The organism is Paenibacillus sp. JNUCC-31 (genome assembly GCF_014844075.1).
Lineage (GTDB): Bacteria > Bacillota > Bacilli > Paenibacillales > Paenibacillaceae > Paenibacillus.
The window spans coordinates 7125242-7149603 of the sequence record NZ_CP062165.1 but is presented as its reverse complement, the minus strand read 5'-3'; the positions used below and the strand labels follow the sequence as shown (position 1 = coordinate 7149603).

Annotated in this window: 23 protein-coding genes and 1 pseudogene; 5 read left to right on the top strand and 19 right to left on the bottom strand. The window is 45.1% G+C overall.

Annotated features, from left to right (window positions below; translation table 11 throughout):
* Positions 1 to 16: 16 nt before the first annotated feature.
* The 5 genes from JNUCC31_RS31325 to JNUCC31_RS31305 form a co-directional block, all read right to left on the bottom strand.
* A complete protein-coding gene (locus JNUCC31_RS31325; protein WP_192267179.1) occupies positions 17 to 943 on the bottom strand; it encodes a helix-turn-helix transcriptional regulator in 927 nt (308 codons plus the stop codon).
* 158 nt (positions 944 to 1101) lie between these two features.
* Positions 1102 to 2169 (bottom strand): Gfo/Idh/MocA family protein, encoded by a 1068-nt coding sequence (locus JNUCC31_RS31320; RefSeq protein WP_228469343.1) that lies wholly within the window; start codon positions 2167 to 2169, stop codon positions 1102 to 1104.
* Between the two features lie 15 nt (positions 2170 to 2184).
* Entirely contained in the window at positions 2185 to 3153 is a 969-nt protein-coding gene (locus JNUCC31_RS31315; protein WP_192267178.1) for a sugar phosphate isomerase/epimerase family protein, read from the bottom strand.
* Between the two features lie 167 nt (positions 3154 to 3320).
* Positions 3321 to 4211, bottom strand: coding sequence for an AraC family transcriptional regulator (locus JNUCC31_RS31310; RefSeq protein WP_192267177.1), 891 nt, complete (start codon positions 4209 to 4211; stop codon positions 3321 to 3323).
* Positions 4212 to 4234: 23 nt separating this feature from the next.
* Positions 4235 to 4927 carry a TetR/AcrR family transcriptional regulator gene (locus JNUCC31_RS31305; RefSeq protein ID WP_192267176.1) on the bottom strand — a complete coding sequence of 231 codons (693 nt, stop codon included), beginning with the start codon at positions 4925 to 4927 and terminating at the stop codon, positions 4235 to 4237.
* Positions 4928 to 5116: 189 nt separating this feature from the next.
* Here JNUCC31_RS31305 and JNUCC31_RS31300 point away from each other — a divergent pair, with 189 nt between their 5' ends.
* Positions 5117 to 6469: an MATE family efflux transporter gene (locus tag JNUCC31_RS31300; RefSeq protein ID WP_192267175.1), complete on the top strand. Its 1353-nt coding sequence runs from the start codon at positions 5117 to 5119 to the stop codon at positions 6467 to 6469.
* Positions 6470 to 6564: 95 nt separating this feature from the next.
* On the opposite strand, the gene JNUCC31_RS31295 is transcribed toward JNUCC31_RS31300, so the two are convergent.
* Complete coding sequence (locus JNUCC31_RS31295) at positions 6565 to 7203, bottom strand: sugar O-acetyltransferase (protein ID WP_192267174.1); 639 nt, start codon at positions 7201 to 7203, stop codon at positions 6565 to 6567.
* A 339-nt stretch (positions 7204 to 7542) separates the two neighbouring features.
* Here JNUCC31_RS31295 and JNUCC31_RS31290 point away from each other — a divergent pair, with 339 nt between their 5' ends.
* Positions 7543 to 8166 carry a TetR/AcrR family transcriptional regulator gene (locus tag JNUCC31_RS31290; protein ID WP_228469342.1) on the top strand — a complete coding sequence of 208 codons (624 nt, stop codon included), beginning with the start codon at positions 7543 to 7545 and terminating at the stop codon, positions 8164 to 8166.
* A 47-nt stretch (positions 8167 to 8213) separates the two neighbouring features.
* On the top strand, positions 8214 to 10520 hold the full coding sequence (locus JNUCC31_RS31285) for an MMPL family transporter (RefSeq protein ID WP_192267173.1): 2307 nt from the start codon (positions 8214 to 8216) through the stop codon (positions 10518 to 10520).
* A 160-nt stretch (positions 10521 to 10680) separates the two neighbouring features.
* Here JNUCC31_RS31285 and JNUCC31_RS31280 read toward each other — a convergent pair whose 3' ends face one another.
* From JNUCC31_RS31280 to JNUCC31_RS31260, 6 genes and pseudogenes are all read right to left on the bottom strand, one after another.
* A complete protein-coding gene (locus tag JNUCC31_RS31280) occupies positions 10681 to 10956 on the bottom strand; it encodes a barstar family protein (RefSeq protein ID WP_192267172.1) in 276 nt (91 codons plus the stop codon).
* A 15-nt stretch (positions 10957 to 10971) separates the two neighbouring features.
* Positions 10972 to 11409, bottom strand: a complete 438-nt coding sequence (locus tag JNUCC31_RS31275) for a ribonuclease (protein ID WP_192267171.1) — start codon at positions 11407 to 11409, stop codon at positions 10972 to 10974.
* A gap of 175 nt (positions 11410 to 11584) precedes the next feature.
* Positions 11585 to 12757: pseudogene (locus JNUCC31_RS34230) on the bottom strand (IS110 family RNA-guided transposase).
* A 358-nt stretch (positions 12758 to 13115) separates the two neighbouring features.
* Positions 13116 to 15689 (bottom strand): glycosyl hydrolase, encoded by a 2574-nt coding sequence (locus JNUCC31_RS31265; RefSeq protein WP_192273499.1) that lies wholly within the window; start codon positions 15687 to 15689, stop codon positions 13116 to 13118.
* 239 nt (positions 15690 to 15928) lie between these two features.
* Entirely contained in the window at positions 15929 to 16057 is a 129-nt protein-coding gene (locus JNUCC31_RS33650) for a DUF6254 family protein (protein ID WP_228469339.1), read from the bottom strand.
* A 214-nt stretch (positions 16058 to 16271) separates the two neighbouring features.
* Positions 16272 to 16844, bottom strand: coding sequence for a TetR/AcrR family transcriptional regulator (locus JNUCC31_RS31260; RefSeq protein ID WP_192267170.1), 573 nt, complete (start codon positions 16842 to 16844; stop codon positions 16272 to 16274).
* A 173-nt stretch (positions 16845 to 17017) separates the two neighbouring features.
* On the opposite strand from JNUCC31_RS31260, the gene JNUCC31_RS31255 reads away from it, so the two are divergent.
* Positions 17018 to 17464 carry a hypothetical protein gene (locus tag JNUCC31_RS31255; protein WP_192267169.1) on the top strand — a complete coding sequence of 149 codons (447 nt, stop codon included), beginning with the start codon at positions 17018 to 17020 and terminating at the stop codon, positions 17462 to 17464.
* 37 nt (positions 17465 to 17501) lie between these two features.
* Positions 17502 to 17954, top strand: a complete 453-nt coding sequence (locus JNUCC31_RS31250) for a hypothetical protein (RefSeq protein WP_192267168.1) — start codon at positions 17502 to 17504, stop codon at positions 17952 to 17954.
* 59 nt (positions 17955 to 18013) lie between these two features.
* Here the strand turns inward: JNUCC31_RS31250 and JNUCC31_RS31245 are convergent, their stop codons facing one another.
* The 7 genes from JNUCC31_RS31245 to JNUCC31_RS31215 form a co-directional block, all read right to left on the bottom strand.
* Positions 18014 to 18385 (bottom strand): hypothetical protein, encoded by a 372-nt coding sequence (locus JNUCC31_RS31245; protein WP_192267167.1) that lies wholly within the window; start codon positions 18383 to 18385, stop codon positions 18014 to 18016.
* Positions 18386 to 18567: 182 nt separating this feature from the next.
* Positions 18568 to 19497: a ribose ABC transporter substrate-binding protein RbsB gene (gene rbsB / locus JNUCC31_RS31240; RefSeq protein WP_192267166.1), complete on the bottom strand. Its 930-nt coding sequence runs from the start codon at positions 19495 to 19497 to the stop codon at positions 18568 to 18570.
* Positions 19498 to 19511: 14 nt separating this feature from the next.
* Positions 19512 to 20483 (bottom strand): ABC transporter permease subunit, encoded by a 972-nt coding sequence (locus JNUCC31_RS31235; protein ID WP_192267165.1) that lies wholly within the window; start codon positions 20481 to 20483, stop codon positions 19512 to 19514.
* A gap of 1 nt (position 20484) precedes the next feature.
* A complete protein-coding gene (locus tag JNUCC31_RS31230; RefSeq protein WP_192267164.1) occupies positions 20485 to 21966 on the bottom strand; it encodes a sugar ABC transporter ATP-binding protein in 1482 nt (493 codons plus the stop codon).
* A gap of 15 nt (positions 21967 to 21981) precedes the next feature.
* Entirely contained in the window at positions 21982 to 22383 is a 402-nt protein-coding gene (gene rbsD / locus JNUCC31_RS31225) for a D-ribose pyranase (RefSeq protein WP_192267163.1), read from the bottom strand.
* Positions 22380 to 23261, bottom strand: coding sequence for a ribokinase (gene rbsK / locus JNUCC31_RS31220; RefSeq protein WP_192267162.1), 882 nt, complete (start codon positions 23259 to 23261; stop codon positions 22380 to 22382). Before rbsK ends, rbsD begins: the two co-directional genes overlap by 4 nt.
* Complete coding sequence (locus tag JNUCC31_RS31215; protein WP_192267161.1) at positions 23254 to 24243, bottom strand: LacI family DNA-binding transcriptional regulator; 990 nt, start codon at positions 24241 to 24243, stop codon at positions 23254 to 23256. Before JNUCC31_RS31215 ends, rbsK begins: the two co-directional genes overlap by 8 nt.
* Between the last annotated feature and the right edge of the window lie 119 nt (positions 24244 to 24362).

The following is a 24362-nucleotide window of genomic DNA, read 5'->3' as shown; positions in this document are numbered from 1 at the left end:
CTATGTTTTTGTACAATCAGGACATTTGGGGCGGATAGTGCATTTTGCCAGAACGGCCTTCAGCAAACTGAATGCGGCGAAATTTCGCCGGGGAAACACCACGTTCACGGGTAAAGACCCGGGTAAAATAATGCACAGACTGGAACCCGCACTGGATGGCGATATCTTTGATTGGAGTCTGCTCATTTAACAGGAGCCATGCGGCATGCTGCACGCGCCGTTCCTGAATATAGTGGACGAAGGACTGCCCCAGATTTTCCTGAAACAACCGTGTCAGGTGGCGGGAAGAAATATGGAGATGCCTTGACACCGTCATAAGCGTAAGCTCATTGATCAAATTATCATCAATATAACGTTTAGCCTGACGGAACAGCGTATTCGATTCTACGGGTTGCTCTCCCGTGCTGGCCGAGTTTGTTGGGGCTGGAGTGTGCAAATCCGCTATGGATAACAGCAAGGAAGCCGAAATTTGTTTTGCAGCAAGAGGAAGAGTTGCCCCGGGCAAGTCAACAGAAGCGATAAGCGCTTGCCATAAATGACCAGTCGCCGTAAGATCCGCATGCTGGGCAACGCTTTGCCCAAGTTCGGCAAGACGTCGGAAGGATTCGGTATAATAGACATCTGTATGGGCTTCATCCAGCTCAAAAGCAACATAACAAAGTGTCAGACCAGTCTGGCTGCGAATTTGATGCCAAGCACCTGGAAGAGATAGAAAAGCCGTGCCTTTATTTAATACATAATGCTGATTTTGTTCGATGTAGCTTCCTTCACCGTCTACTACATAACACGCTTCAAAAAAGGAATGCCGATGGAAGGCATTGTCGAAATGATCGGGCATGAATCCCCAATATAAAATGGACAATGAAAGCCCTGACTGCTCCACTTTGGTAATATAACGATTGCATATGTGATTGGCCCTGCGGAAGCTGGCTTCGATGGTCATGGCGTTCCTCCCCCTTCAAGCTCTCATTATACATTTGCATAGCACAAAAACGAAACAACCTTAGTCCGGTTGAAATACCGAAATAAGGTTGTTCAAGTCTGCTTTTAAAGACGGTCTACTTGACAAAGAAGGTGCTCAAAAGAAACAAAGAAAGCATATTATATACTTCTATGGATCACACTTTTGGTCTCTGCCGCCTCAAAAATGGTCTCAATCAGCACAAGTACTCTGAGAACTTCATCATGCTTAATTGCAAGTTCAGATTTCCCTTCAATTGCAGAGACAAAATTTTCATAAAAGCTTTGCGGTTTTAAATCCGGCTTCTCTATTGCAAACTTTAGCGTGGACTCTTCGGACGGCGGCGCCATCGTCTTGGTCAATCCCTGCCCCGCTTTGATGGGTTTCGGCTCCACATGAGCAACATCCGGATTCCGGGTGATGATCTCCCCGCTCAAATCCCAGTCCCTAATGACCGCCGTACCTTCCGTCCCTTTGATGTACCATCTCGGTAACTTCACATAGTTGGTCGTTCCCACCTCAACAAGTGCCGTCAAGCCATCTTTAAACGTAATATAACTGGTAAATCCATCATCCACTTCGGTTCCCAAAATATAACTTAGAGTAGCTGTCACGCTTTCAATTTGGCTGTCCGTAACCAGAAGCAATTGGTCTAGCAAATGCACGCCCCAATCCAACAACATACCTCCACCGTAATCCTTCAGTTGACGCCAATCACCAGGGATACCATTGGCTCCCTGAACCCGGGATTCCAGGTGGAACAGTTCTCCCAAGGTCTTCTTGTCGATGAGGTCCTTGGCAATCCGGAAATCTTCATCCCAGCGACGATTTTGATGCACCGTAAACACACGATTCTCCTGATTCGCTACCTTGACGATATCCTTAAAATCCGTACTGGTTATCGTCACCGGTTTTTCACAAATGACATGTTTACCAGCCTGAAGGGCTTGGATCGCTATATCTTTATGAACATCGTTAGGTGTAGCAATCAAGACCACGTCCACAAGCTCATCTGCCAGAACGGCATCCAGACTTTCATACGTTTTGTAGCCGGCTTCCTTTCCCAATTCCATCCGATATTCAACGGTATCATATACACCGATTACTGAAATCTGAGATACAGGCTCAATCAACTGGACATGATAACTGCCCATCCCTCCATATCCAACAATTGCTACATTATAGACTCGGTTATTCATTTTTATCATCCTTCCCTATTCTGACTAGGCCCACCACATATCGTGAGGCTGCTCGCGAATCAAGATAGATTGCAGGTTGGTAACAGCACGATTGAATCCTTCCTCAGTAGACATCAGAGGGTCTTCATGTTCGATGCTTATAACATAGTCATACCCGTAAGTTCGCAAAGCGCTTATAATGTCGGACCATTCAGACAGGCTATGACCACAGCCTACAGAGCGAAAAGTCCATGAGCGAGTTTGCACATCCCCATATGGTTGCATATCGAGCAATCCGTACATGTTAATGTTATCCTGATCCAGATAAGTGTCTTTGGCATGAAAATGATGGATCGCGCCGGCTTTGCCCAATATTTTAATGGCACCTACCGGATCGATACCTTGCCACCATAAATGGCTAGGGTCCAGATTTACGCCAATTGCATCATTGGTCTCTTCTCGTAATTTCAAAATCGTATAGGGTGTATGGCACAAAAATCCGCCATGTAGTTCAATTCCTATTTTTACATGATGCTCTTCAGCCAGCTTACCGATTTCCTTCCAATAGGGGATAAGCTTATTTTCCCACTGCCATTTCTTAACATCGCTGTATACAGTTGGCCATGGAATAACGGGCCAGTTTGGAGCTTTCGCATCCTCACTGTCTCCGGCAGTACCAGAGAATGTATTAACGACAGGTACGCCCATAAGTGAAGCCAGCTTGATTGATTTACGCAAAATGTCGTCGCCTTCCCTGGCCTCCTCAGGATCTGGAGAAATCGGGTTGTTATGGCAACTAAAAGCGCTGATGATCAAACCGCGTCGCTCAAACTTTTCAAGATAAGCCTTTCGTTTCTCTTCGCTCGCAAGCAATTCATCTGTAGGACAATGCGCATTTCCCGGGTTGCCTCCGGAACCGATCTCAACGGCATCCAAACCGGCAGCTACTAACTTATCCAGCATGTCATCTAACGACAAATTAGAAAATAACGGATCAAAAACGCCCAGTTTCATCGTAACATTCCTCTCTTTTTGTATGAACTTTAATTGTTTTGGTTTTGGTATATGTAAAAAAGTTGAGCAGCTGATCACATTTTAACGATGATATCAAAAATGCAAAGAACTCTAGCCCCCAACTTGTTTCCACCCTTATCATACAAGTCTGATTAAAGACTATCTTCCTATATTCTTGCTGTTTTATTCCCGGATATTGTCATGCGATACTTTAAAGGCGATGTGCCCGTCGCTTCCTTAAAAAAGTGATGAAACGTCTTTACGCTGCTGAAACCTGCCTCCTCAGCTACTTCGGTAATCGAATAGTTTTCGTTGAGCAAAATCCATTTGGCTTTATTAATTCTATATTCATTTAGAAAAGTTACAAAGGTCATTCCCGTATTCTTTTTGAAAAACTTAGTGAAATAATAAGGACTGAACCCTATATAGTCGGCAACATCCTTTAGGGTAATTGATTCTTGATAATGGTTTTCTACATATTCAAAGATTCGTTCCAGTTTCATAAGCATCTCCTTGGTCGGAGTCAAGGTATTCTCTGAACTCTGGTGCCAATGCTGCTCCATACTCCTCGGTATTTCTCTTAGAATAAAAGCCAACATTTCATAAAGCTTGGCCTTGATCATATAAGCATAGCCCTCTTTGCGCTCGATATCTTCTGTGCTTATGCTTTGAAGAAGAGGAATAAGTTTGGTTACCGTTTCATGAGGCCAGTTCCAGCTTGATTGCTCCATCTCAGTAAAGATGTCTCGAAGCGACCGGTCATCGTAAATTAGTGTGGATACGTCCTGGAAAAGAATCAGGTCAAATTGAATAACGATTCGTTCGCTATCCGGGGATGACAAAAAAAAGTGGACGTCCCCGCCATTAATGAATTGAACCTCCCCCTGCTTCAGGCGGATCACCTTATCATTCATCCCCAGATCCAAGCTTCCTTGAGTCACATAAATAATTTCGATTTCCTTATGCCAGTGAGGATAACAAAGCACATCCCCTTTGTGAATAAAGCTCCGAAACGGAAGTCGTTTGTCAAGTTCCGGGATTTCCAGGTATAAACTCATTTCTGCTAGCTCCCCTCATTTAATCATATTGCATCATACTTCTCCCGCTCTTTTATCACGTGTTCAATCCCCAACAGAATCAACTTCAACCCGAACTCAAACGCCCCATCTGTCCCCATCATCTCAAATAGCCCGCTCCCATACATTCTCCGGAACAGTCCCACTTCCGTCTCGCTCATGGAGTCCAAAAGGTGCATCATCTCCCCGCTGGAAAGCCCCCCTTGGTCTTTGGAGATAACGGAAACTGTACGTTGATGCTGATATCCGTCCAGAACGAAGTAGAAAACATAGTTCACAAGCGTAAGAACTGCTTGCAATTTTTGCTCTTGCTCAAGTGGCGTCGATTCCATGCAGAGCAACATGCGGTTGGTGAAACGAATCATGTCCGGCTCGTGGGGCAGTGTGAGCATCATGAGCTGCGTGGAACAGGGGTACTGACGGAGCACACTTCGTATCGTTACCGCAAGTCCCGACATTTGCTCTTTCCAATCCCCCTCCGATTGGAACTCTTCCAAAATTATCTTTGATATTTGGTTGGCCAAATGCTGGTAAAGATGCTGCTTGCTTTTAAAGTACCAATACAGAGAGGGAGCCTGAATACCAAGCCGATCGGCCAATCGTCTCATGCTGAATTTTTCAATGCCTTCTTCCCCTAGAAGCTTCCACGAGGTTTCCAAAATCATATCTTCTGAAATCTGAGGCTGTTGTTTTTTCATCCATATCCGCCCTTTTATCTAACAGTGTAAGTTTATGCTTTACAGTTTCATAGGTTCATGATACCATCTAACACTGTAAGGTACAAACTAACACTGTTAGATTGTGAGTTGGATATATAGATCGAATTCTGAATTCCATCATTCCAGTTCATTTCAAGACTAAAATAAACGAAGAAAGTAGTGATCCACATGGATGCTGAAAACCTCCATTATTTTGAAAAAGCACCGATTGCAAAAGCCGTAGCCCACTTTGCTGTACCAATGATGTTAGGCACGTCAATGAGTGTCATCTATTCCATCTTGAATGCCTATTTCCTGGGTACACTGGGCAATACGGCCATGTTAACCGCCCTTGCTCTAACCTTGCCGTTATTTGCTGTGATTATGGCGCTCGGTAACTTGATTGGTATGGGTAGCGGTACATTCATTTCCCGTTTGCTGGGCGAAAAAAGATATGATGATCTGAAACATGTGTCTTCATTCGCCTTTTACAGCAGTTTAGTACTTGGCCTTATCGTGATAGCCATTGGCCTCCCAATGATCGATCCAATCGTTCATGGCTTGGGAGCAACGCCTGAATCCTTTGGATTTACGAAGGACTATGTCACGATTATGCTTATTGGTTCACCATTCGTCATCTTATTTTTCACACTGGAGAATATTGTGCGCTCCGAGGGTTCAGCGATCACGTCGATGGTCGGTATGATTCTCAGTGTGGTTGTAAATATTATTCTTGATGCTGTAGCCGTCTTCATCTTCCATTGGGGTGTGATCGGCGTTGCTTCTGCTACGGTCATCTCTAACTTGATTGCAAGTGTTTTTTACGCATTCCATATGGGATATAAGAGCCAATTTTTGACCATCTCCGTAAAATGGTTCAAGGCTTCCAAGGAAATTATGAGCAATGTTTTCAAAATCGGAGTTCCCGTTTTTATAATGAGTATCTTCTTGGGTGCAATGTCGCTCATTTTGAACCATTTTCTTGTCGAGTATGGAGATCAGGCCGTAGCGGGGTACGGAATTTCATCACGTTTGTTGCAATTTCCTGAGTTTATTCTGATGGGCTTATGCGAGGGAGTTGTGCCGTTGATTGCCTTCTCTTTTACAGCGAATAAATTACGTATGAAGCATACCATTGGATTTACGATCAAAGCCATTTTAGCGTTAGCTGTTGTGTTCGGCATTGTCGTCTATCTGATATCCGACCACTTAATTGGTTTATTTACAAATGACCCGCAATTAATTGAAATGGGCAGCTATATTCTGCATGTCACGTTCTTATCCTTATTTATTACAGGCATGACCTCGTTGTTTGTGGGGATTTTCCAAGCAACAGCGCAAGGTACAGCCGCCTTCATTATGTCAGTCATTCAAGGAATTACTCTAATTCCTGTGCTCTATATCGCTAACCGACTGAACGGCTTTCATGGGGTGGTGTGGTCGCTTGTTATTGCCGATGTTGCCGCGTTCCTTGTTGGGGCCATCATGCTGTATGTTCTGCGGAATAAATTGCAGCCGGAATTGGATCATTTCGTACAGTAAAAACATAGTATAGCTTCCCACTAAACAAAGATGTACGAATCGAAATGAGCAAACCGTTCCCATGTCTAGGGACGGTTTGCTCATTTTGTTTGTTTTTATTCAATTACGCTGCAATCGGCCAGGACATCCGGTTTATAGCGCATGCTGTCCGACTCTGTGATCGGACGAATGACTCTGCAGGGAACACCCGCTGCAAATGAGCCCTCAGGGATATCTTGGGTCACTACGCTACCAGCGCCAATGACAGATCCGTCGCCAATCGTAACACCTCCGCACACGGTAACGTTAGCTGATATCCAAACATCATTTCCGATCGTGACAGGCTTGGCGTAGCAGAGGATCTTGGGTTCACCGTTGGGGTCCAGCATTTGTCGACGTTCTGAAGCAATAAAAGGATGAATCGGTGTAACAATGGTAACATTAGGTCCAAAACTGACGTGATCACCGATCGTAACTTTGGCATCATCCTGGACGGTCAGATTGTAATTCGCAAAGAAATGGTTACCAATTTCTGTGTGAATGCCATAATGAAAGAAAATGGGACCTTGGATAAAACAATGCGAACCTTTTCTGCCCAAGATCTGCATAAGTAATGCTTCGCGTTCCTCTGTTTGATCCTCAAAGGTACGACTGTATTGACTACTAAGATTGTGTGAGCGAAGCTTGATGGCCTTAAGGTCAGGATGACCTGGACTAAATAAAATCCCCTCAAAAATTCGTTCTTCTTCAGTCATGTTATCAACTCCCGTTATAGATTCTTCCTTACATAATAAGCGAAATGAGACACGCCTAAGATAGCCAATCATAAAAAATGATTTCCCTCTATCTTGTCCTTGCACGAAATTAGCTGAAAGCCATACTTCATATACTACCTTTATAATGATTTTTTATAAAGAATACATTTCTAAAATACTTTCACTTTGAGCAAATTTGCCCATTGGGCAAATTAAAGTTAAAATAATCCCTAGAACATTATATCTCTGAATAAATATTTCATTTTTTCAGTGCTTTGTAATGATGTGCTTTTCAAAAACACCTTTAGATGAGAAAGGAGCTGTACGCATAAGCGGAAAATGATGGCGAAACAAACCTTGCGGCATTTAAAAAAAGAAGCGACAGAGCAATCGCTTGCCATTGCGGCATTCGAACTTGCGCTTGAACATGGATTGGACGGCATGGTTGTTGAAGATATTGTGCAAAAAGCCGGTTACTCCAGAAGAACCTTCGCAAATTATTTCACATGCAAGGAAGAAGCAGTAGCGATGGGATCAACAGCAGTTCATAACACTGCTGAGTTCGAGAATTTACTCACGCAAATCCCCCCAAATGCCTCTTTGCTTGACGTTCTGTATCAACTAATCCAGATGCAGCTTACAACGGATCTTATCGGAAGATTGCGTGAACTTTTATTACTTTCCCAAAAATATCCTGTGCTAGAACCACATTTCCTCAGGGTACTGCACCATATGCAAACGGTTGCTCAAGAAACATTGTTGGACTTGTCAGACGGAAACGATGACGAGGTATATACTTATCTTCTAATAAATGCGGTATACGGGATCGTTCTTCCTTTGATTGACGGAAGACTTAACGTATTGCTGCCTGGACAAAGCATGAGTGATCACCAAAGGGCTGGGGCTGTAACGTTCGACGAGTTTTTAGAAACCATGTTTATTTATTTGCGCAAAGGATTCTAATGCGCTAACAATCCATATTCACCTTAGAGGGAGTGTAAAATAGAGAAATGTCTACATTATTATACAAACTGGGAAAGACTGCTTTTCGCAAACCCGCGTATTTCATCATTGGCTGGATTTTAATTTTGGGGATCGTCATTTCGATGATCAGCATTAATGGGATTCACATCAGTTCCGAAATGAAGATTGAAGGTACTGAGTCGCAAAAGGTTCTGGACCAGTTAGCAAAAGAACTTCCTGCGGCCTCTGGTGGTCAAGGAAGTGTAGTATTCAAAGCCCCTGATCACGAGCGTTTGGATACCCCTGAACGCTTGGCTGCAATTATGAAGGGTGTTAGTGAAGTATACGGGTTGAACGATGTGATAAACCCTGCCGATTATGCAGCTGAGGCAAGCAGTTCGGGTGCTGCCGCTGACATGGCTCAAGCTGCCCAGATGCAGCAAACAGCAACATCCTCTCCTCCTCCCTATGGGCCTCTGATTGTGGAGGGTGTGCCTGTTCCTGGTGTCCTAATTTCTTCTGACGGCAAAATTGCACTGTTTCAATTTCAGTTTACCATCGAGCAATCTGCAATTACGCAAGATGTATTTGATTCCGTTATTCATTCCGTCATGACCGTTGAGAATGGAACCAACATTACCGTGCTCCCTGGCGAAACTCTCAAAACGGTATCCATCGGTGTTGGTTCGGCAGAGATTGTTGGACTAATCATTGCTGTAATTGTTTTGCTGATAACACTCGGCTCCGTCGTTGCAGCAGGTCTTCCCCTTGTCACTGCGCTTCTCGGTGTTGGCATCGGAGTAGGTGGGGCCTTCTCCATCTCCAAATTTATAGAAATGCCCAGTGTTACTTCCGTCTTGGCTCTGATGGTTGGATTGGCTGTGGGGATCGATTACGCTCTATTCATTGTCAATCGCCAACGTCGAATGATTATTGATCAACGCTTGAGCGCACAAGAGGCTGCGGCAAGAGCGATTGGCACATCCGGCAGCGCTGTATTTTTTGCCGGCTTGACCGTTATTATTGCGCTTTGCGGTATGCTTGTCATCGGACTCACGTTCTTATCCACGATGGCTTTGGTCGCTGCTGCTACCGTTCTCATCAACGTGTTTGTTGCTCTAACCCTGTTGCCAGCTCTGCTTGGATTGGTAGGTGAACGCATTTGTTCGCCCAAAGCCCGCGAGAAAAGCACGAAAGATTCTAAAGAGGGTGGCCACGGGATTGCTGACAGATGGGTAAAATTCGTTATCCAATATCGTTGGATCACAATTATCGCCATCATCGTCGTTCTTGGTGTAGCAGCAACGCCTATAACCAAAATGGAAATGGGCATCCCGGGAGCATCCTCAGCGAACCTGGATACAACCGCAAGACAAAGTTATGATGCCATCTCCGAAGGCTTCGGAGATGGGTTTAACGGCCCGCTTATTCTGGTCGCAGAACCTAATAATTCTTCTGCTCAGATTACTCCGGAACTCTTAGGCAATCTCATGAAGGAGCTCCAAAGCCAAAATAATGTTGCACAGGTTACCCCGCTGGGCATGACAGAGGATCTGGCTATTTTTAGTCTCATTCCGAAAACAGGTCCTAACGATAAAATCACGAAAGATCTGGTGAACGATTTACGATCTACCGAATCGAACATCGCACAGACGAATGATGTTAAGCTTGGTGTTACTGGACTCACTGCCGTTAACATTGATATGTCATCCAAATTGGCACAGGTATTCCCTATCTATGTAGGAATTATTATCCTGCTGTCGCTTATCATTCTACTGCTTGTATTTCGTTCAATCATCGTTCCAATTAAAGCAACGATCGGTTTCCTGCTCAGCATTCTGGCTACATTCGGGATCACTACAGCTGTATTTCAGTGGGGCTGGCTGCATTCTCTCTTTGGCTTCGATACCGGTGGTCCACTGCTAAGCTTTATGCCAATCATCGTGACCGGCATCTTGTATGGGCTGGCGATGGACTATCAGGTGTTCCTTGTTAGTTCTATGCGGGAATCCTACGTTCATGGCCACAGGGGGATAGAATCCGTTGTTCATGGGTACAACCAGGTAAGTCGTGTCGTTGTAGCCGCTGCGGTGATCATGGTCTCTGTATTTGCAGGATTTATATTTACGGATGACGTCATGATTAAACAGATTGGTTTCACATTAGCTGTAGGAATTCTGATCGATGCTTTCATCATTCGGATGGGATTGGTTCCTGCCATTATGGCTCTTTTCGGTGACAAATCCTGGGCACTTCCGAAATGGCTGGACCGCATTCTGCCGAACCTTGATGTCGAAGGTGAGAAGCTGATTGCTACGCTCAATGCCAAAGAAAATGAACATTCCAAGTCTTGATGTAGCGTATTATTATGATTTGATTTTGTTTGGATATCACAATAAGAACCAGCAGCCACTTACTGGCTGCTGGTTCTTATTTTCTGTCATATACCGTTAGCTGAATGGACCGGGTGTCCAAGAAGGAAACTACTTCATTTTCTTGTCCACCATATGGCCATTATATGATTAAATCAAATGTAAACTCTTCCAACTCTTCTTCCGCTTCTTGCATTAAGTCTAATAAAAGATCCGCGTATTCTCCAAGGTACTTCCTGCTTGTATCAAAATCAATCCATTGAATGGTAAGTGGCATGGAGACGAAGCCAGTCAAGCAATCCCATAATGCATCCAAATTCCGGCCGTAGGAGGGCCCTAACTCAAGTCTTGCCTGAAGAACGTCATGTAACTCTTCTTGGCCATGAATGTCCTTTCCTTGGATGACAATGGTTTTCATAATATCTCCCCTTCACTATTCCATTTGTTCAAACGTACGGTAATGATCGGTTGTTTTATAGATCAAGCCATCATTGGAGTATAGGATCCGATCGCTTCCTCGCGTTCCTCCTGAATAATTAATGTCTGCTTCGTACCAAGTCCTTCCCTTTTTCTTGGGTAACAACCCTTCTCGATTTTGAAATACATCACCGCCTATACTTTGGCCTGGGGCCACGTTCTCCAAATTTCCTTTGCTCGGCTCCCAGCCTAGTTCCCTGGCCTCTCTTTTGGTTATATAATTTTCTGGCAGTTCATGATGCTCCGAAATATACGCAGCTACTTCATCAAATTGCGTTAGAGGTGAACTAGCTTGAGATGAGTCATTTAATGAAGCCGTTTCGAGTGAACATCCCGTAAACAAGATAGTCGCTAGAATAATAAGCATAGCACTTAAACATTTTTTGAAATACATTGTTAATAATCAATCTCCTTCTGAGCTTTTAGCATCCTACCCATCATAACAAAAAAAACCAGCTAATGTTTGTCAAGCCTTGTTGTCTTGGCTGGACTACAAGAAACTGATATAATTTTCTCTGTACCCCAAATAACCTCCATTGGCGTGGAGGTTATTTGGATAATTATGGGTATTAATGTGTATAGGGCTCGCCCTTTTTCAAGATGGCGTATACGTGATGGAGAAGCTTGTTGGCGCAAGCGATCACGACCACCTTGTAAGGCTTGCCCTCTTTTCTTTTCTTGTCGTAATACTCTTTTAACCTTCGGTTGTCTGCTTTTCGAATTCCGCACTGTACGGCCAGATATAACGCTCGTCGAAGCCTCTTGGAGCCGCGCTTCGTAATCCGGCTGCTTGTCGCTGTAAACTTCCCTGAGCTGTAAATCCCTGGATCCAACCCTGCATACGCGACGAGCTGCTTCGCATCCTGGAATTGACTTGCATTCCCGAGTTCCGCCACGATGGCAGCGGCTAGTTTGCCTCCTATGCCTGGTATGCTTTTAACCAAACCTACTTCGGGCAGTTCCATCGCCAGTGCTTCCATCTGCTGTTCCAAATGGCTTAACTGCTTGTCAAACTCCAGCAGCAACACGACCATGCTGGCCAGTGCTACGGTTTGAGATTGGCTTCTTCTTTGTCTGTTCCAGCCTTCCATAAGTTCCCTCAATCGTTCCGTTTTTTCTGCAATCCATCGCTTCGAATGAGATCTACCCACACATTCCTGAATTAGACGTTCACATTCTCAGTCTTATTCTCCAAGCATCTTTGCAGCACTTTAGGGACGTTGTCGCACAAGTTGCAAAGACTCCGATGAAATCAGGAAACACCTGCTCAAGCAATGCTCTGCTGTTTAGCTTCGCCTGCACATACATAGCGGTCACAAACTCATGCTGCCTAGTCAAGTGCTGAAGCTCACTGTAGGACTCTTCCACTCGCGATGCGCTTTAACATCCCCACGGTAATACATCTCGGCCAAATGCCAGGCATCTGCTGCATCGGTTTTCACTTTTCGAAGTTGTGTGCCTTTGGATCGTTTCGCTTGCAAAGGATTGATGATGTAGTGAATCCATCCGCTACGTTTCAGATATCCTGCCAAACCTCGATGATAATGTCCGGTTGCCTCGAAGACAACGACAGGCTCCACACCACTTGTCTCTCTCAGTATGCTGAGCACTTCCCCTAGCCGCTCGAAACCTTCCTCACTATGGTGAAGGGTCTCCATCCTTCCATATGGTTCGTTACGCTTTTTGAAGGCCTGAATAACACTACATCCTTTCGCCACATCAATTCCAACAACGGGTTGCATAAAAACCTCCCTAATTCGATTTACCGGCATTCCCACCTGGTTTCCAAACCCATAGCTTCGCTTGTGATACGAGGTCATAGCCTCAACCAGCTCAAACATGGTCGTTGGAAGGTAGTGAGAGAACAGTTTTTTGTACGGGTTCTTTGTCCCTAAGCCGCCCTCGTTCTCCCGGCTACCACCATCGTAAAACACCCATAAAAATAGGCCAACCAGAAAATTTCTGGCTGACCTAATAATACGAAAGCCGCTAAAATAGCGACTCAATGGAACCCTATAGTTGTCTCCAAACGTTCACCCCCCACAGTAAAGGGGTCGGGACAGAGTAAATTCCCCAGCCCAACCCGCTATTCCCCTCTTCTTACGGTTCAATCCCCCATGCAAGCTGGCCGTTCATATACCCGGTGACTTGTTCATTGTTTGCAAACTGACTGGCGGATGCCTTAAACGAGTAATCGTTAGCCTGGTTGTAATTGGACCAGTTATTTTTGGAGAATCGGGTTTGAATTTCTGCGCTCTGTCCAGGACTAAGCGTTCCAGCCGAACTCGAAAATCCAACTTCCAAAGCATAATCCGCTCCGGTAACTGGCGTTGCCAATTTAACGAATGTGCCGGTTACATTTGCACTTCCGATGCTGGCCCAGTCAGACCAGAAGCTCTGTGCCTCTTCCCCATCAATCGTATAGTAATACCTTATTTTCACATCACTCAATTGAATCGCCGAATTACCGTTGTTCACTACTTTGAATTTAGGTGAGATACCGTTGGTGGACGCACTTGTATTTCCGTTAAAAGCCTGAATTGCCAAGCCATCCGAGGGCATAGGAACACTGCTGTCTATAACATTTACAGTAAGAACAGCATTATTTCCACCGTTAAAATGAAAGGTTATCGCATTCTGGCCCGGCGGAAGCGTGGAAAGATAGGATTTACCCAGAACGACACTAGTGTTGGATGCCACATAATCCTGACTGGATTCAAGCGTATAATTTCCATTCGTTACGCTGGTAAGCTGTTTCCCGTTTAAGGTAAGAGACACGGAAATATCCTTCCCTAGATTCACGGCTTTATCAAATGTCGCATTCACGGGCGAAATCGAAGCACTTGGTGTTGAATCGACGATTTTAACTTTTAATGCAGGATCTTGACCCTGATTCATATCAAAGACAATCAAATGATCACCAGCCGGCAGCCCGGCCAAAAATTCTTTTTTCAGCAGCAGCATACTTCCGTTTAAAATATAATCTTGAGACGCGGTTAATGTATGGGTCCCTACCCGGAGAGCGTTTAATGTTTTTCCGTTTAGATTCAGGGAAATGGTTTTGTCACTTTGATTGGGTGCATATTTGTCAAATTCAACGGTTGCAGGTGTGATGGATGCGCTTGTATTAGGGTGGTTACCCTTTAAATTGGGCAGCTCATCCAGTGTGATAACATAATCACTTTGATAAAGTGTTGTAAGAGTGGCCGGATAATTAAATGCGGAACTCATAAGATGTTCGCCATACCATGGGCAGAAATAGAGCCATCCTGATTTTTCTTCTGTCAGATTCTGAACGCTTGGGATCGTATCGTTCTCCGTCATGGCCACCATTTTCGTACCGTTCGTTAAGTCAACCAACTGATAGAAAATCGAAGTAATGGCATCCTCATTAGGTACGCCAGACAAACCGTCATTGCGATTGTAGATCGTATTGTATTTATCATAGCCAACAATGTCTACCTGATCATCGCCAGGATACCATGCAGGAGAAGTGTTATACACATAGCTGTTGTATGTCCAGATCAAGTTATGCAAACCGTATGTCTCTGTAAGTTCGGTATAGAGCATATCCCAAAGCTGCTTGTATACGTCCGCACCTGCTGAAGCCCACCAGAACCACGCACCTTCCCCATTCAAACCGCCATTGCCCTCCGCCTCATGATAAGGACGGAAAATAACCGGCACATTGTTATCTTGCAGAATCAGCAATTGTTCCGCTAGATCTTCGATAGTCATCATGACGTATTGATATTCTTTCGTACCAGGAATCACGGCGTTGGCTGTATTAAAATTAGTTTCTGTTGGCTTGTAGGTGGCCTCCTTCCAATCCACATGTTCTCCAAGCTGATAGGTGGTAAAATTTCGAGGCACATTGATGTGCCATGAAGCTGTAGCAATGCCGTCCCGGTTATTCACCCAATCGATCATCCGATCCGTTGTGCCGTCTTCCCATCCGTAGAGCGGATTATAGTTCATAAAATCAAAGCCGCGGATCGCAGGATACTTTCCGGTTAAATTATAAATCCAATCAAACTCCAACTCTGTATTGCCGTCATTCCCGCCTCCATAAATTTCCTGCTGACCGGAGATAATGTGGTTACCGTAAACCTCTGTTAAATAATTCATCAGCAGTTGAGTCTCAGGTGTGGCCCCAGAATCGGTGAGCACCGGTTGTACATCCAAGGGATCTAGAACTGCATGATCCACAGTGAAGGTGTCAAAATAAGCAAATCCCCAGCCTGCCTTCAGCTCAATCGTATTGCTTCCTTGATTCAGCTTATGAAAGCCAAAATTAAAATCATTCCATGTGGTCGTGTAAGGCAGCATATAGGAACCTTTGGTCACACCATTAACGGATAAATATTGAAGTCTGCCGTCAGGACTTAGCTCCTGCATATAACGGGTTGAGATTGCATACATGCCGGTTTCCGGGACAGTCACTGTGTAGGTGATTGTTCCGGAATTTTGCATCCACACAAATCCACTCCCGGAGAATCCGGGCTTGGGCTGACCGTAAATTTCAGTCACTACTTGAAGATCGGAGGAAAGTAAAGCGTTTTCGCTTTCAATCGTAAAAAGCGGGGTTACTGCTTGAACGGGCGTTGTCATCAATCCGAGCAGCAGAATGAATCCCATCATCATTGCGCTTGCCTTTTTGAACAAATTTTCCATTTTCATTTTCCTCTCCAAGTGAAATATGAGAAAGAATTGTTCGATCTGTCCATTCATGGTTGCGCTTTCATTGTAAACATAGCATATGTATCAAGTTTTGCAAATATATGGACGAAAAAAAGTTATCGTACTTATGTAAATAGAAAAAAAACCGCTATTTAGCGGCTTTCAATAAACAATGTTTTTGTCAGTGACATTCATGCGAAAGACTGCCGGAAATTTACCCGGCAGTCTTTCGCTTAAAACGTAGTATGTTTCTCTTCATATTCGCTTGATAATTCTTTAAGCGATTTGATTTTACCATGAGGATGCTGTTCTTGCTTTCGTGACTTCCAGGCAGCTTCCTGCCTTTTCTTCTGGCGAGCCATAAAAGATCTCCTCCTCTGGCAAAATTAGAGTGTATACTACTTCACTATGATGTCATTTATGAATTACTTTCATTCACGGTATTTAATTTATGTGAACAGACATCATTCCCACGTTTTATCGAGCAGTGAAATACATTGGATTGATTCTGTATCACTATAACAAACAGTCCACGATTGATGAGACTCCCTTTGTCCGTCATGCCGTAATTGCGCGTTAATCTAAAATGGATAGTGTTACATGAATAATATTGTTTAATTTTTGCTGATCCGATGTAGTCTTAACCAATGTCCGTAGTCCGGTCCATGCATTCATTAAATAATGAGAAGTAACTACTGGATCGAAATCTGCCTTGATTTCACCCGTTTGTTGACCTGCCAAAAGAAGGTTGGTCAAGAATTCCTCGGTTCGTAAATAACTTTCATTCACTAAGGATGCAACTTCAGGATTGAGTACACCCAGTTCCACACCTGAATTTACAAGAAAACACCCTAAAGGCTCTCCTTCATTTCTTACTGTAGACTCAAACAAAGCCCGAATGATCTCTTTGACCGGCTTTTGTGTATGAACCAAAAAGCTCATTTTGTTCAATTGCTTTGTTTCATATCGTTCAAGTGCTTTCATAAATAGAGCATGCTTATCCCCAAACGTATCATAGATGCTTCTTCGGTGAATGCCCATATATTCAACGAGGTCTTGCATTGAAGTTTTCTCATATCCTTGTGTCCAGAACAGATGTATTGCTTTATCTAATACTTCATTTACTTCAAATTCTTTTGATCTTGCCATCCTCATCACCTCGAATAATCATTATACATTTAAGTGCACGATTGGGAAACACGCCTTGTCCCAGCGGCAATAAGGTTGGTTTTCAAAAATATAGAAAATGCTTGCCATTTAGCTGACAACTCTTTGAAACTATCTACATAAGATGTACCAAATAATAGATTGGAGGAATTGCTATGGTTCGTACGCTTGACGCTCGTACTTCTCTCGGTTCTAACGGTACTACTCCGCTTAATATCCCTCTTGCGCCAAACACCCCTACCTTGGTGGGGATTCTTGGACTGAACATTGTCAATCCAGGTTTAGTTATTCGTACTCAGTTCAATGGAACTTATCGAATTTCGGGTTCTAATTTGTCTTCTCAACCTTCTTCCATTCGGTTCGAAATTTTCAGAGGCTCGACCTATACAGGCACACCAATTTATGTCGTTTCCCAACCCGTATATCCTTCTGTGGGAAGCATACTGGCAAGCTTCGAGGGCTCTGATTTCAATGTGCCTCCTCCGCCTACCGGGCAGCTTATCTATTCGTGTTTTGTGACATTTGTTCCGGCATCCCCATCAGAACAAGCCAGCCGTGTTGGCCCGGAATGCTTCAATGCGGTTGCATACAGCGACGACTAACTTATTTTTATGAAAAGGACGGAAGGAGGCATATCCCATGGTTAAAACGTTAGATGCACGAACTTCCCAAGGCTCCAACGGGCAGCAAGTGTTAACGCCCAGTTTCACGAATGGCGTTCCGCTATTGTTTGCCCAAGTTGGACTGCAAGTCAGCAACCCGGGCACGGGGATCAGGACTCTTTTTTCAGGGATAGTCGAATTAACAGCAAGTCAGTTGCCTGTTAACGGGGATCTGGTGATCGTAGTGTACCGGGGATTGGGTGGTTCGCAACAGCTTGTTTATGCGACGGGTACAATTGTGTTGGCCAACCCGTTTTTCAGTCCTTGCGTATTAAGCTTTACCGGTTCGGATTTCAATGTGCCACCACCAGGTAATGGACAGATTGTCTACTCAGCGTACGCCATATTCTCCTATAATCCAAATTATAGTGTGAGTAACGTTCGTTTAGGTCCTGAGAGTTTCAATGCAACCGTTTATTCAGATGATTAAGTAACTATGTATGAGGCCTATTATGAGAATAAATTAACCATCTCTAATTATAGAGATGGTTAATTTGAATTTTTCACAAGCTCATCCATAGCCTGAACAGCAAGTTCAAATGCTTTAATTCTTCGTTCGATAAGCGTTTTTTGAGGGCTACCCATTTTTGACTTACCCTCCATCTTCTCAAGTAATGGGAATAAACCAGTCAAAACATGGCGAGCTTCCGTTAAATCTGCCTCACTGTAATGATGAGGTTTCAGATTCCAAGCCGCTTCCAGCATCGCCAAACCGATGTACAACGCTTTGAGGCGTTTATCTAATAAGGTGGTGTTACTTCCTTTCTGAGCCATATTAGCCAGGGCATTTTCCGATTTACGGATTACCGATTGAAAGGCTTGGAATGATTCCATTTTAACTTCAGTAGATACGTTATCCATGTATTACAGACCTCTCTTCTTATCTGTGATTTTATTCCGCTCATTCGTTCTCTTACATATTATGTCTGGAAGTCCACATTGTAAAGTTGTAAGTCCGTAACTGGGTCGTCTCCGAAATGGTTGAATACAAAGCGAAAAATCCCGCTCTGGTGCTTGGTCCAGAGCGGGATGTACAAGAATATTTAGTTATTGGCGTTTTCCTTGGTTACCAGCTTCAATTCAGCCGGAATTGATTTTTCTACCTGCTTGCCGCCAAGCACATCCAGAGCGGCTTGCACTGCCAGCTGGCCAATCAGTACCGGCTGCTGTGCCACGGTGGCCGTCAACTTTCCTTCCTGAATGGATTTGATCGCATCATCGTTGCCGTCAAATCCGATCACGGGAATGTCCTTGCCCGAGCTTTGGATCGCTTCGATTGCGCCTAGTGCCATCTCGTCGTTATGGGCAAATACCGCCTGTACGTCTGGATTGCCCTGCAGCAGGTTTTCCATCACATTCAAACCTTTGGAGCGATCGAAATCGGCAGACTGTTTGGCAACCACATCGAGTTTTTGGTCGGCGACTTCATGGAAACCTTTCCCCCGCTCTCTTGTTGCGGAAGCTCCAGGTACACCTTCAAGTTCAATCACTTTTGCTCCCTCGCCAAGGTGTTCTACGAAATATTCTGCTGCCATCTGTCCACCCTTGATGTTATCGGATGCAACCAACGCTGCCACTTCCCCTTTGTCCGCCGAACGGTCCAGTGTAACCACAGGAATGCCCACACTATTGGCAGACTGAACGGCCGTGGAGATTGCCGCGGAATCCGCTGGGTTAATCAGAAGAGCATCCACGCCCTGTTGAATCAGGTCGTCCACATCATTGGTTTGTTTGGCCGAATCATTTTGCGCATCAACTACGATGACCTGAATTCCTTGTTTTTTGGCTTCTGCAACTACCCCGTCTTTGAGGGATACAAAGAAGGGATTATTCAACGTAGAAACCGACAGGCCGATTTTTTTCTGTCCATTGCTTCCGGCAGAATCGGGCTTGGCCCAGCCCGGAGGCTCCAGGGAGCATCCCGCCAGAACGATCATCATTACGCTTACAAGCAATATGGTTAGTTTTTTCATGTTCGCTTCTCTCCTTAAGCCGTTTTCTTGCGGTCCAGCAGGACAGCGATGGCAATAACGACGCCTTTCACAACCATTTGATAAAATGAGTTCACTCCGAGCAGGTTCAAGCCATTGTTCAACACGCCGATAATCAGGACCCCGATTAGTGTACCGACAATCCGTCCTCTGCCGCCCGACAGACTTGTTCCACCCAGAACAACAGCAGCAATGGCGTCCAGTTCATATGAAGTACCTGCCGTAGGCTGCGCAGAATTCAGACGGGAGGTCAGAATCGCGCCTGCCAGTGCTGATAGCATACCTACCAGTGAGTAAATCATGATTTTCACGCGATGCACTTTAATACCTGAGATGATGGAAGCTTTCTCGTTGCCACCAAGCGCATACGTTTTGCGACCGAAGGCTGTTTTGTGCAAGATTGTCCAGAGAATTACAAAAGTAATTAACATGGTGATGGCCGGCACTGGAATGCCAAGCATATAACCGCGTCCAAACAGCTGGAACATCAAGCTGTCACCCAATCCCGTAATTGGGTTACCATTCGTATACACGAGTGTCAATCCCCGGAATACTGTCATCGTCGCCAATGTTGCTATAAATGGAGCCATCTTGCCTTTCGTAATCATCAGTCCATTTACCATACCCATAACACCGCCGAGCGCGACCCCAATAATGATTGAGAGAATGGGATCCAGGCCGGACAACATCATATTGGCTACAAAGGCGCTCGATAAAGCCAGAATGGAGCCTACCGACAAGTCAATCCCGCCAGTTAGAATAACAAACGTCATGCCAAACGCTATCAGTGCGTTAATCGAAACCTGTCGTAATAGATTTAAAATGTTAAGCGGTTCTAAAAAGCTTGGATTTAATACGGATACGATAATAATCAGTATGATCAGCCCTAATAACGGACCCAATTTCTGTGTCAGATTTGTTAAACGGAAGCCGCTTTTGGCGGGTTGGTTTTCCTGCAAAGTTGTCATATTACTGTCCCCCTGTAGCCAATGTCATAATGTTTTCCTGTGTTGCCTCGTCCTTCGTCAGTTCGCCAGTAATGCGTCCCTCATGCACAACCACGATTCGATCACTCATGCCGAGCACTTCAGGCAGCTCGGAAGATACCATAATGATTGCAACTCCGCGGTCCGTCAGCTCGTTCATCAACTGATAAATCTCTCGTTTGGCTCCAACATCCACTCCGCGTGTAGGCTCATCCAGAATGAGCACGCTTGGACCGATGCCGACCCATTTGGCGATAACGACCTTCTGCTGGTTACCTCCTGACAAGTTTCGTACCGCTGTCTCGGAGGATTGCGTCTTGATTTGCAAACGTTTGATGAGTGTATCGACGAATTCCTGTTCTTTCTGAGTCGAGATGAAACCTTTACTTGAGAAGCTGAACAAATTCGGTAAAGCCATGTTCTCACGTATGGAGAAATCTAATACCAAACCTTCATCCTTCCGGTCCTCAGTAATAAATCCAATCCCATGTCTTACTGCGTCTGCTGGCTTCCGAATGTGAACATTCTTGCCTCGAATCATAATGTCTCCACTATCCAGTGCTTCCAATCCGAAGATCGCCCGCATGATTTCGGTACGTCCCGAGCCCATTAGCCCTGAGAAGCCGAGAATTTCGCCTGCTCTCACTGTGAAGCTGACATTCTGGAACAATCCTGTGCTGCTTGCGTCACGAACTTCCAGAACCACGTCACCGTATGAAGGATTCCGTACAGGATACCGTTCCGTAAGTTCCCGACCGACCATCTTCCGTACTACTTCGTCAAAGCTGGTCTCCGGGATCGACTTGGTATCCACCGTTTTGCCGTCACGCATTACCGTAATCCGGTCGCAGATCGTAAAAATTTCCTCCATCCGGTGCGAAATGTATACGATGGACACTCCATTTTTCTTGAGAGCAGCGATTACGCCAAACAGCTTCTGGATCTCACGCTCTGTAAGTGCCGCCGTTGGTTCGTCCATAATGATAACTCTGGCATCGGTCATTAGTGCTTTGGCAATCTCAATCATTTGCTGCTGACCGACAGAGCATTCCCCGGCAGGACGGTCCAGCGGAATCTGCACCGAAAGCTTGGCTAACTGCTCCGTGGCAAGCGCTTTCATTTGTCGTGTGTTCAGTAATCCGAAAGTCGAAGTTAATTCCTTGCCGATGAAGAGATTGTCAAGCACGGTCATTTCCGGCCAAACGTTCAACTCTTGATGGATAAAAGCAATCCCCATCTTCTCGGCTTCCTTTGGACTGGAAAAATAGGTTTCTTTGCCGTCAATGGAGATGGTCCCCTGATCCCGCCCATGAAGACCGATTAAAATGTTCATTAACGTGGATTTTCCGGCCCCGTTCTCCCCCATCAGGGCATGAACTTCGCCTTCTTTCAAATTGAAATCCACTCCGCTCAGCACTTGGTTGGTGCCAAACGCTTTATATATGCCTTGCATCTGTATATGCATAATGTCGTCCTCCTTTTAACCGAAAATGACGCCTGATTGTAATATGCAATTGGCATATGGTGTGGCTTCGCCCGTGCGAATGACCACTTTGGCTTGTCGGGTCAACGCCTTGAATTGCTCATGACTGAGGGAAACGTCAATAGCATCATCCCCGAATTTCTCGGTAATAAACTGCAAAGCTGCAGGATTTCCTGCTTTGATTTCGGCCGCCAAAATCACTCTCTCGACAACCATATCCTCCTCAATCAGTTCCACGATTTCTTGAAAACCCGGTGTTCCCAACTTCAGGGCCACATCAATTTTGGGTACTCCTTCCGGAATCGGAAGACCGGCATCTGCGATGACAATCATGTCCGTATGGCCCAGATCAGACAGCACCTTGGAAATATGACTGTTCAACATTCCCTGTTTCTTCATGTCAGACTTTCCTCCACTTCATTCCGCATCGGCATGCCACCTTGCGCTCCGAACTTGGTCACGGATAGCGATGCAGCCCGGTTGGCGAATTGAATGCTGTCCTGCAGCGGCTTACCTTCCGCCAAAGCGACTGCAAATGCGGCATTAAACGTATCACCCGCTCCGGTTGTATCCACTGGTTCCACCTTGTAAGCAGGGACAACGATTTCCTGTTCCCCGTCAAAGTAACGAACTCCGTTGCTGCCCTCTGTAATAAACAACTTGTTTGGATATTTGCGCAGCGCCTCTGCCGGAGTCATGCCCTGAAACAATATCTCCGCCTCATGCTCGTTCGGCGTGATATAAGCAGCTTTATCGATGACCTCATCTGGCACTGTTCTGGCCGGAGCCGGATTCAATAACAGAGGGGTTCCGCTTTGAGCACAAATCTCGCTGACACGAACAACCGTTTCCTCCGGAATCTCTTGCTGAATTAGCACGATATCGGCACTTTGGATTACATCTGCCAATTCATCAACATAGGCAGGTGTTACTTCGCGATTGGCCGCCTCAACGACTACAATGCTATTATCACCTTCTGCCAGAACGATATGAGCCGTACCGCTCTCCATATGTGTAACCGGTTTCACATTTTGCGTATTTACACCATTTGCTTTGAAATTATTTAAAATGTCCGTACCGAAAGCATCATCGCCTATCCGGCCAATCATCACAACTTCGGCCCCAAGCCTTGCAGCAGCGACTGCCTGGTTAGCTCCTTTGCCGCCTGGAACTGTTTTGAAACTGTCTCCAAGGACGGTTTCACCCGCCCCCGGCCGTCTTGATGAAGTGACAACCAGATCCATGGAGCTGCTGCCAATAACACAAATTTTAGCCATTCGAATTCACCTTTCTTGTTGTGCCTCGTTCAATGAAACTGACAGGCAATTGTATGTGTTTATTTTCGATTGGTGCTTGTTCTACAAGTTTAATAAGCAATCCGGCGGCTTCTCTCCCCATCTCATATGCCGGTTGGCGAATGGTCGACAAGGCAGGCGATAACAAGCTGCTCATTGGGATATCGTCGAAGCCGATAATTTGCATATCCTCCGGAACTTTGATTCCGATTCGCAATGCTTCGTGCAGTACCGCCATGGCCGCAATGTCATTACTGGCAATGACTCCGTCAGTATCACCGTACTTGCTGAATAGCTCTTCCGCCCATAACCCAACATCATTAAAGGAGAAAGATGTCGTTTGAATTACGCGGTAATCGAGACCAGCCTGACGTATGCTCTCGATTGCGCCTTCAAAACGGTCCTGCGCAGGTTTGATATGTGCTGGTCCCTGCATGACCGTAATTCGGCGACTTCCACGCTTGATGATCTCCCTTGCAGCCAAGCGCCCGCCCTCTCTCCCATCCGCATATACGGAGGGACTGTCCAGCGGTGTCCTGTCCAGAAACACCACAGGGATCTTCAAGCTTTCATATATTGAAGAATGAGGGTAGTTTGTTGAAGAGATTACGCCCACCACATTATTTTGGACAAAAGTCTGAATATAATCTCGTTCCTTTTGTTCATCCTCATCACTATTTCCGAAAATCAGTCTGAATTCCTGTTCCTGCATCCGGTCCTCTACACCGCGTGCAAGCTGCGGAAAGTAAGGGTTTGCAATATCCGGAAGCAGCAGGCCGATCAGCTTGGACTTACGTTTATATAAAGAGCGGGCCACTTCATTCGGAGAGAAGTTAAGCTGCTTGACCGCTTCTTCCACCTTCTTGCGCGTGTCTGCATGAACATAACCTCTTTCATTAATGACCCGTGATACAGTGGCTACTGATACCCCAGCCAGTTGAGCTACATCTTTAATGGTTGTCATGAACGTTCACTCCTATGTGTAACCGGTTACAGATATGAAAATATCATATTTCGTTTAGTTTGACAATCCTTTTGTTACTGGAAATATATCCAAGTCGGTCAGAAAAAGACGTACGTACT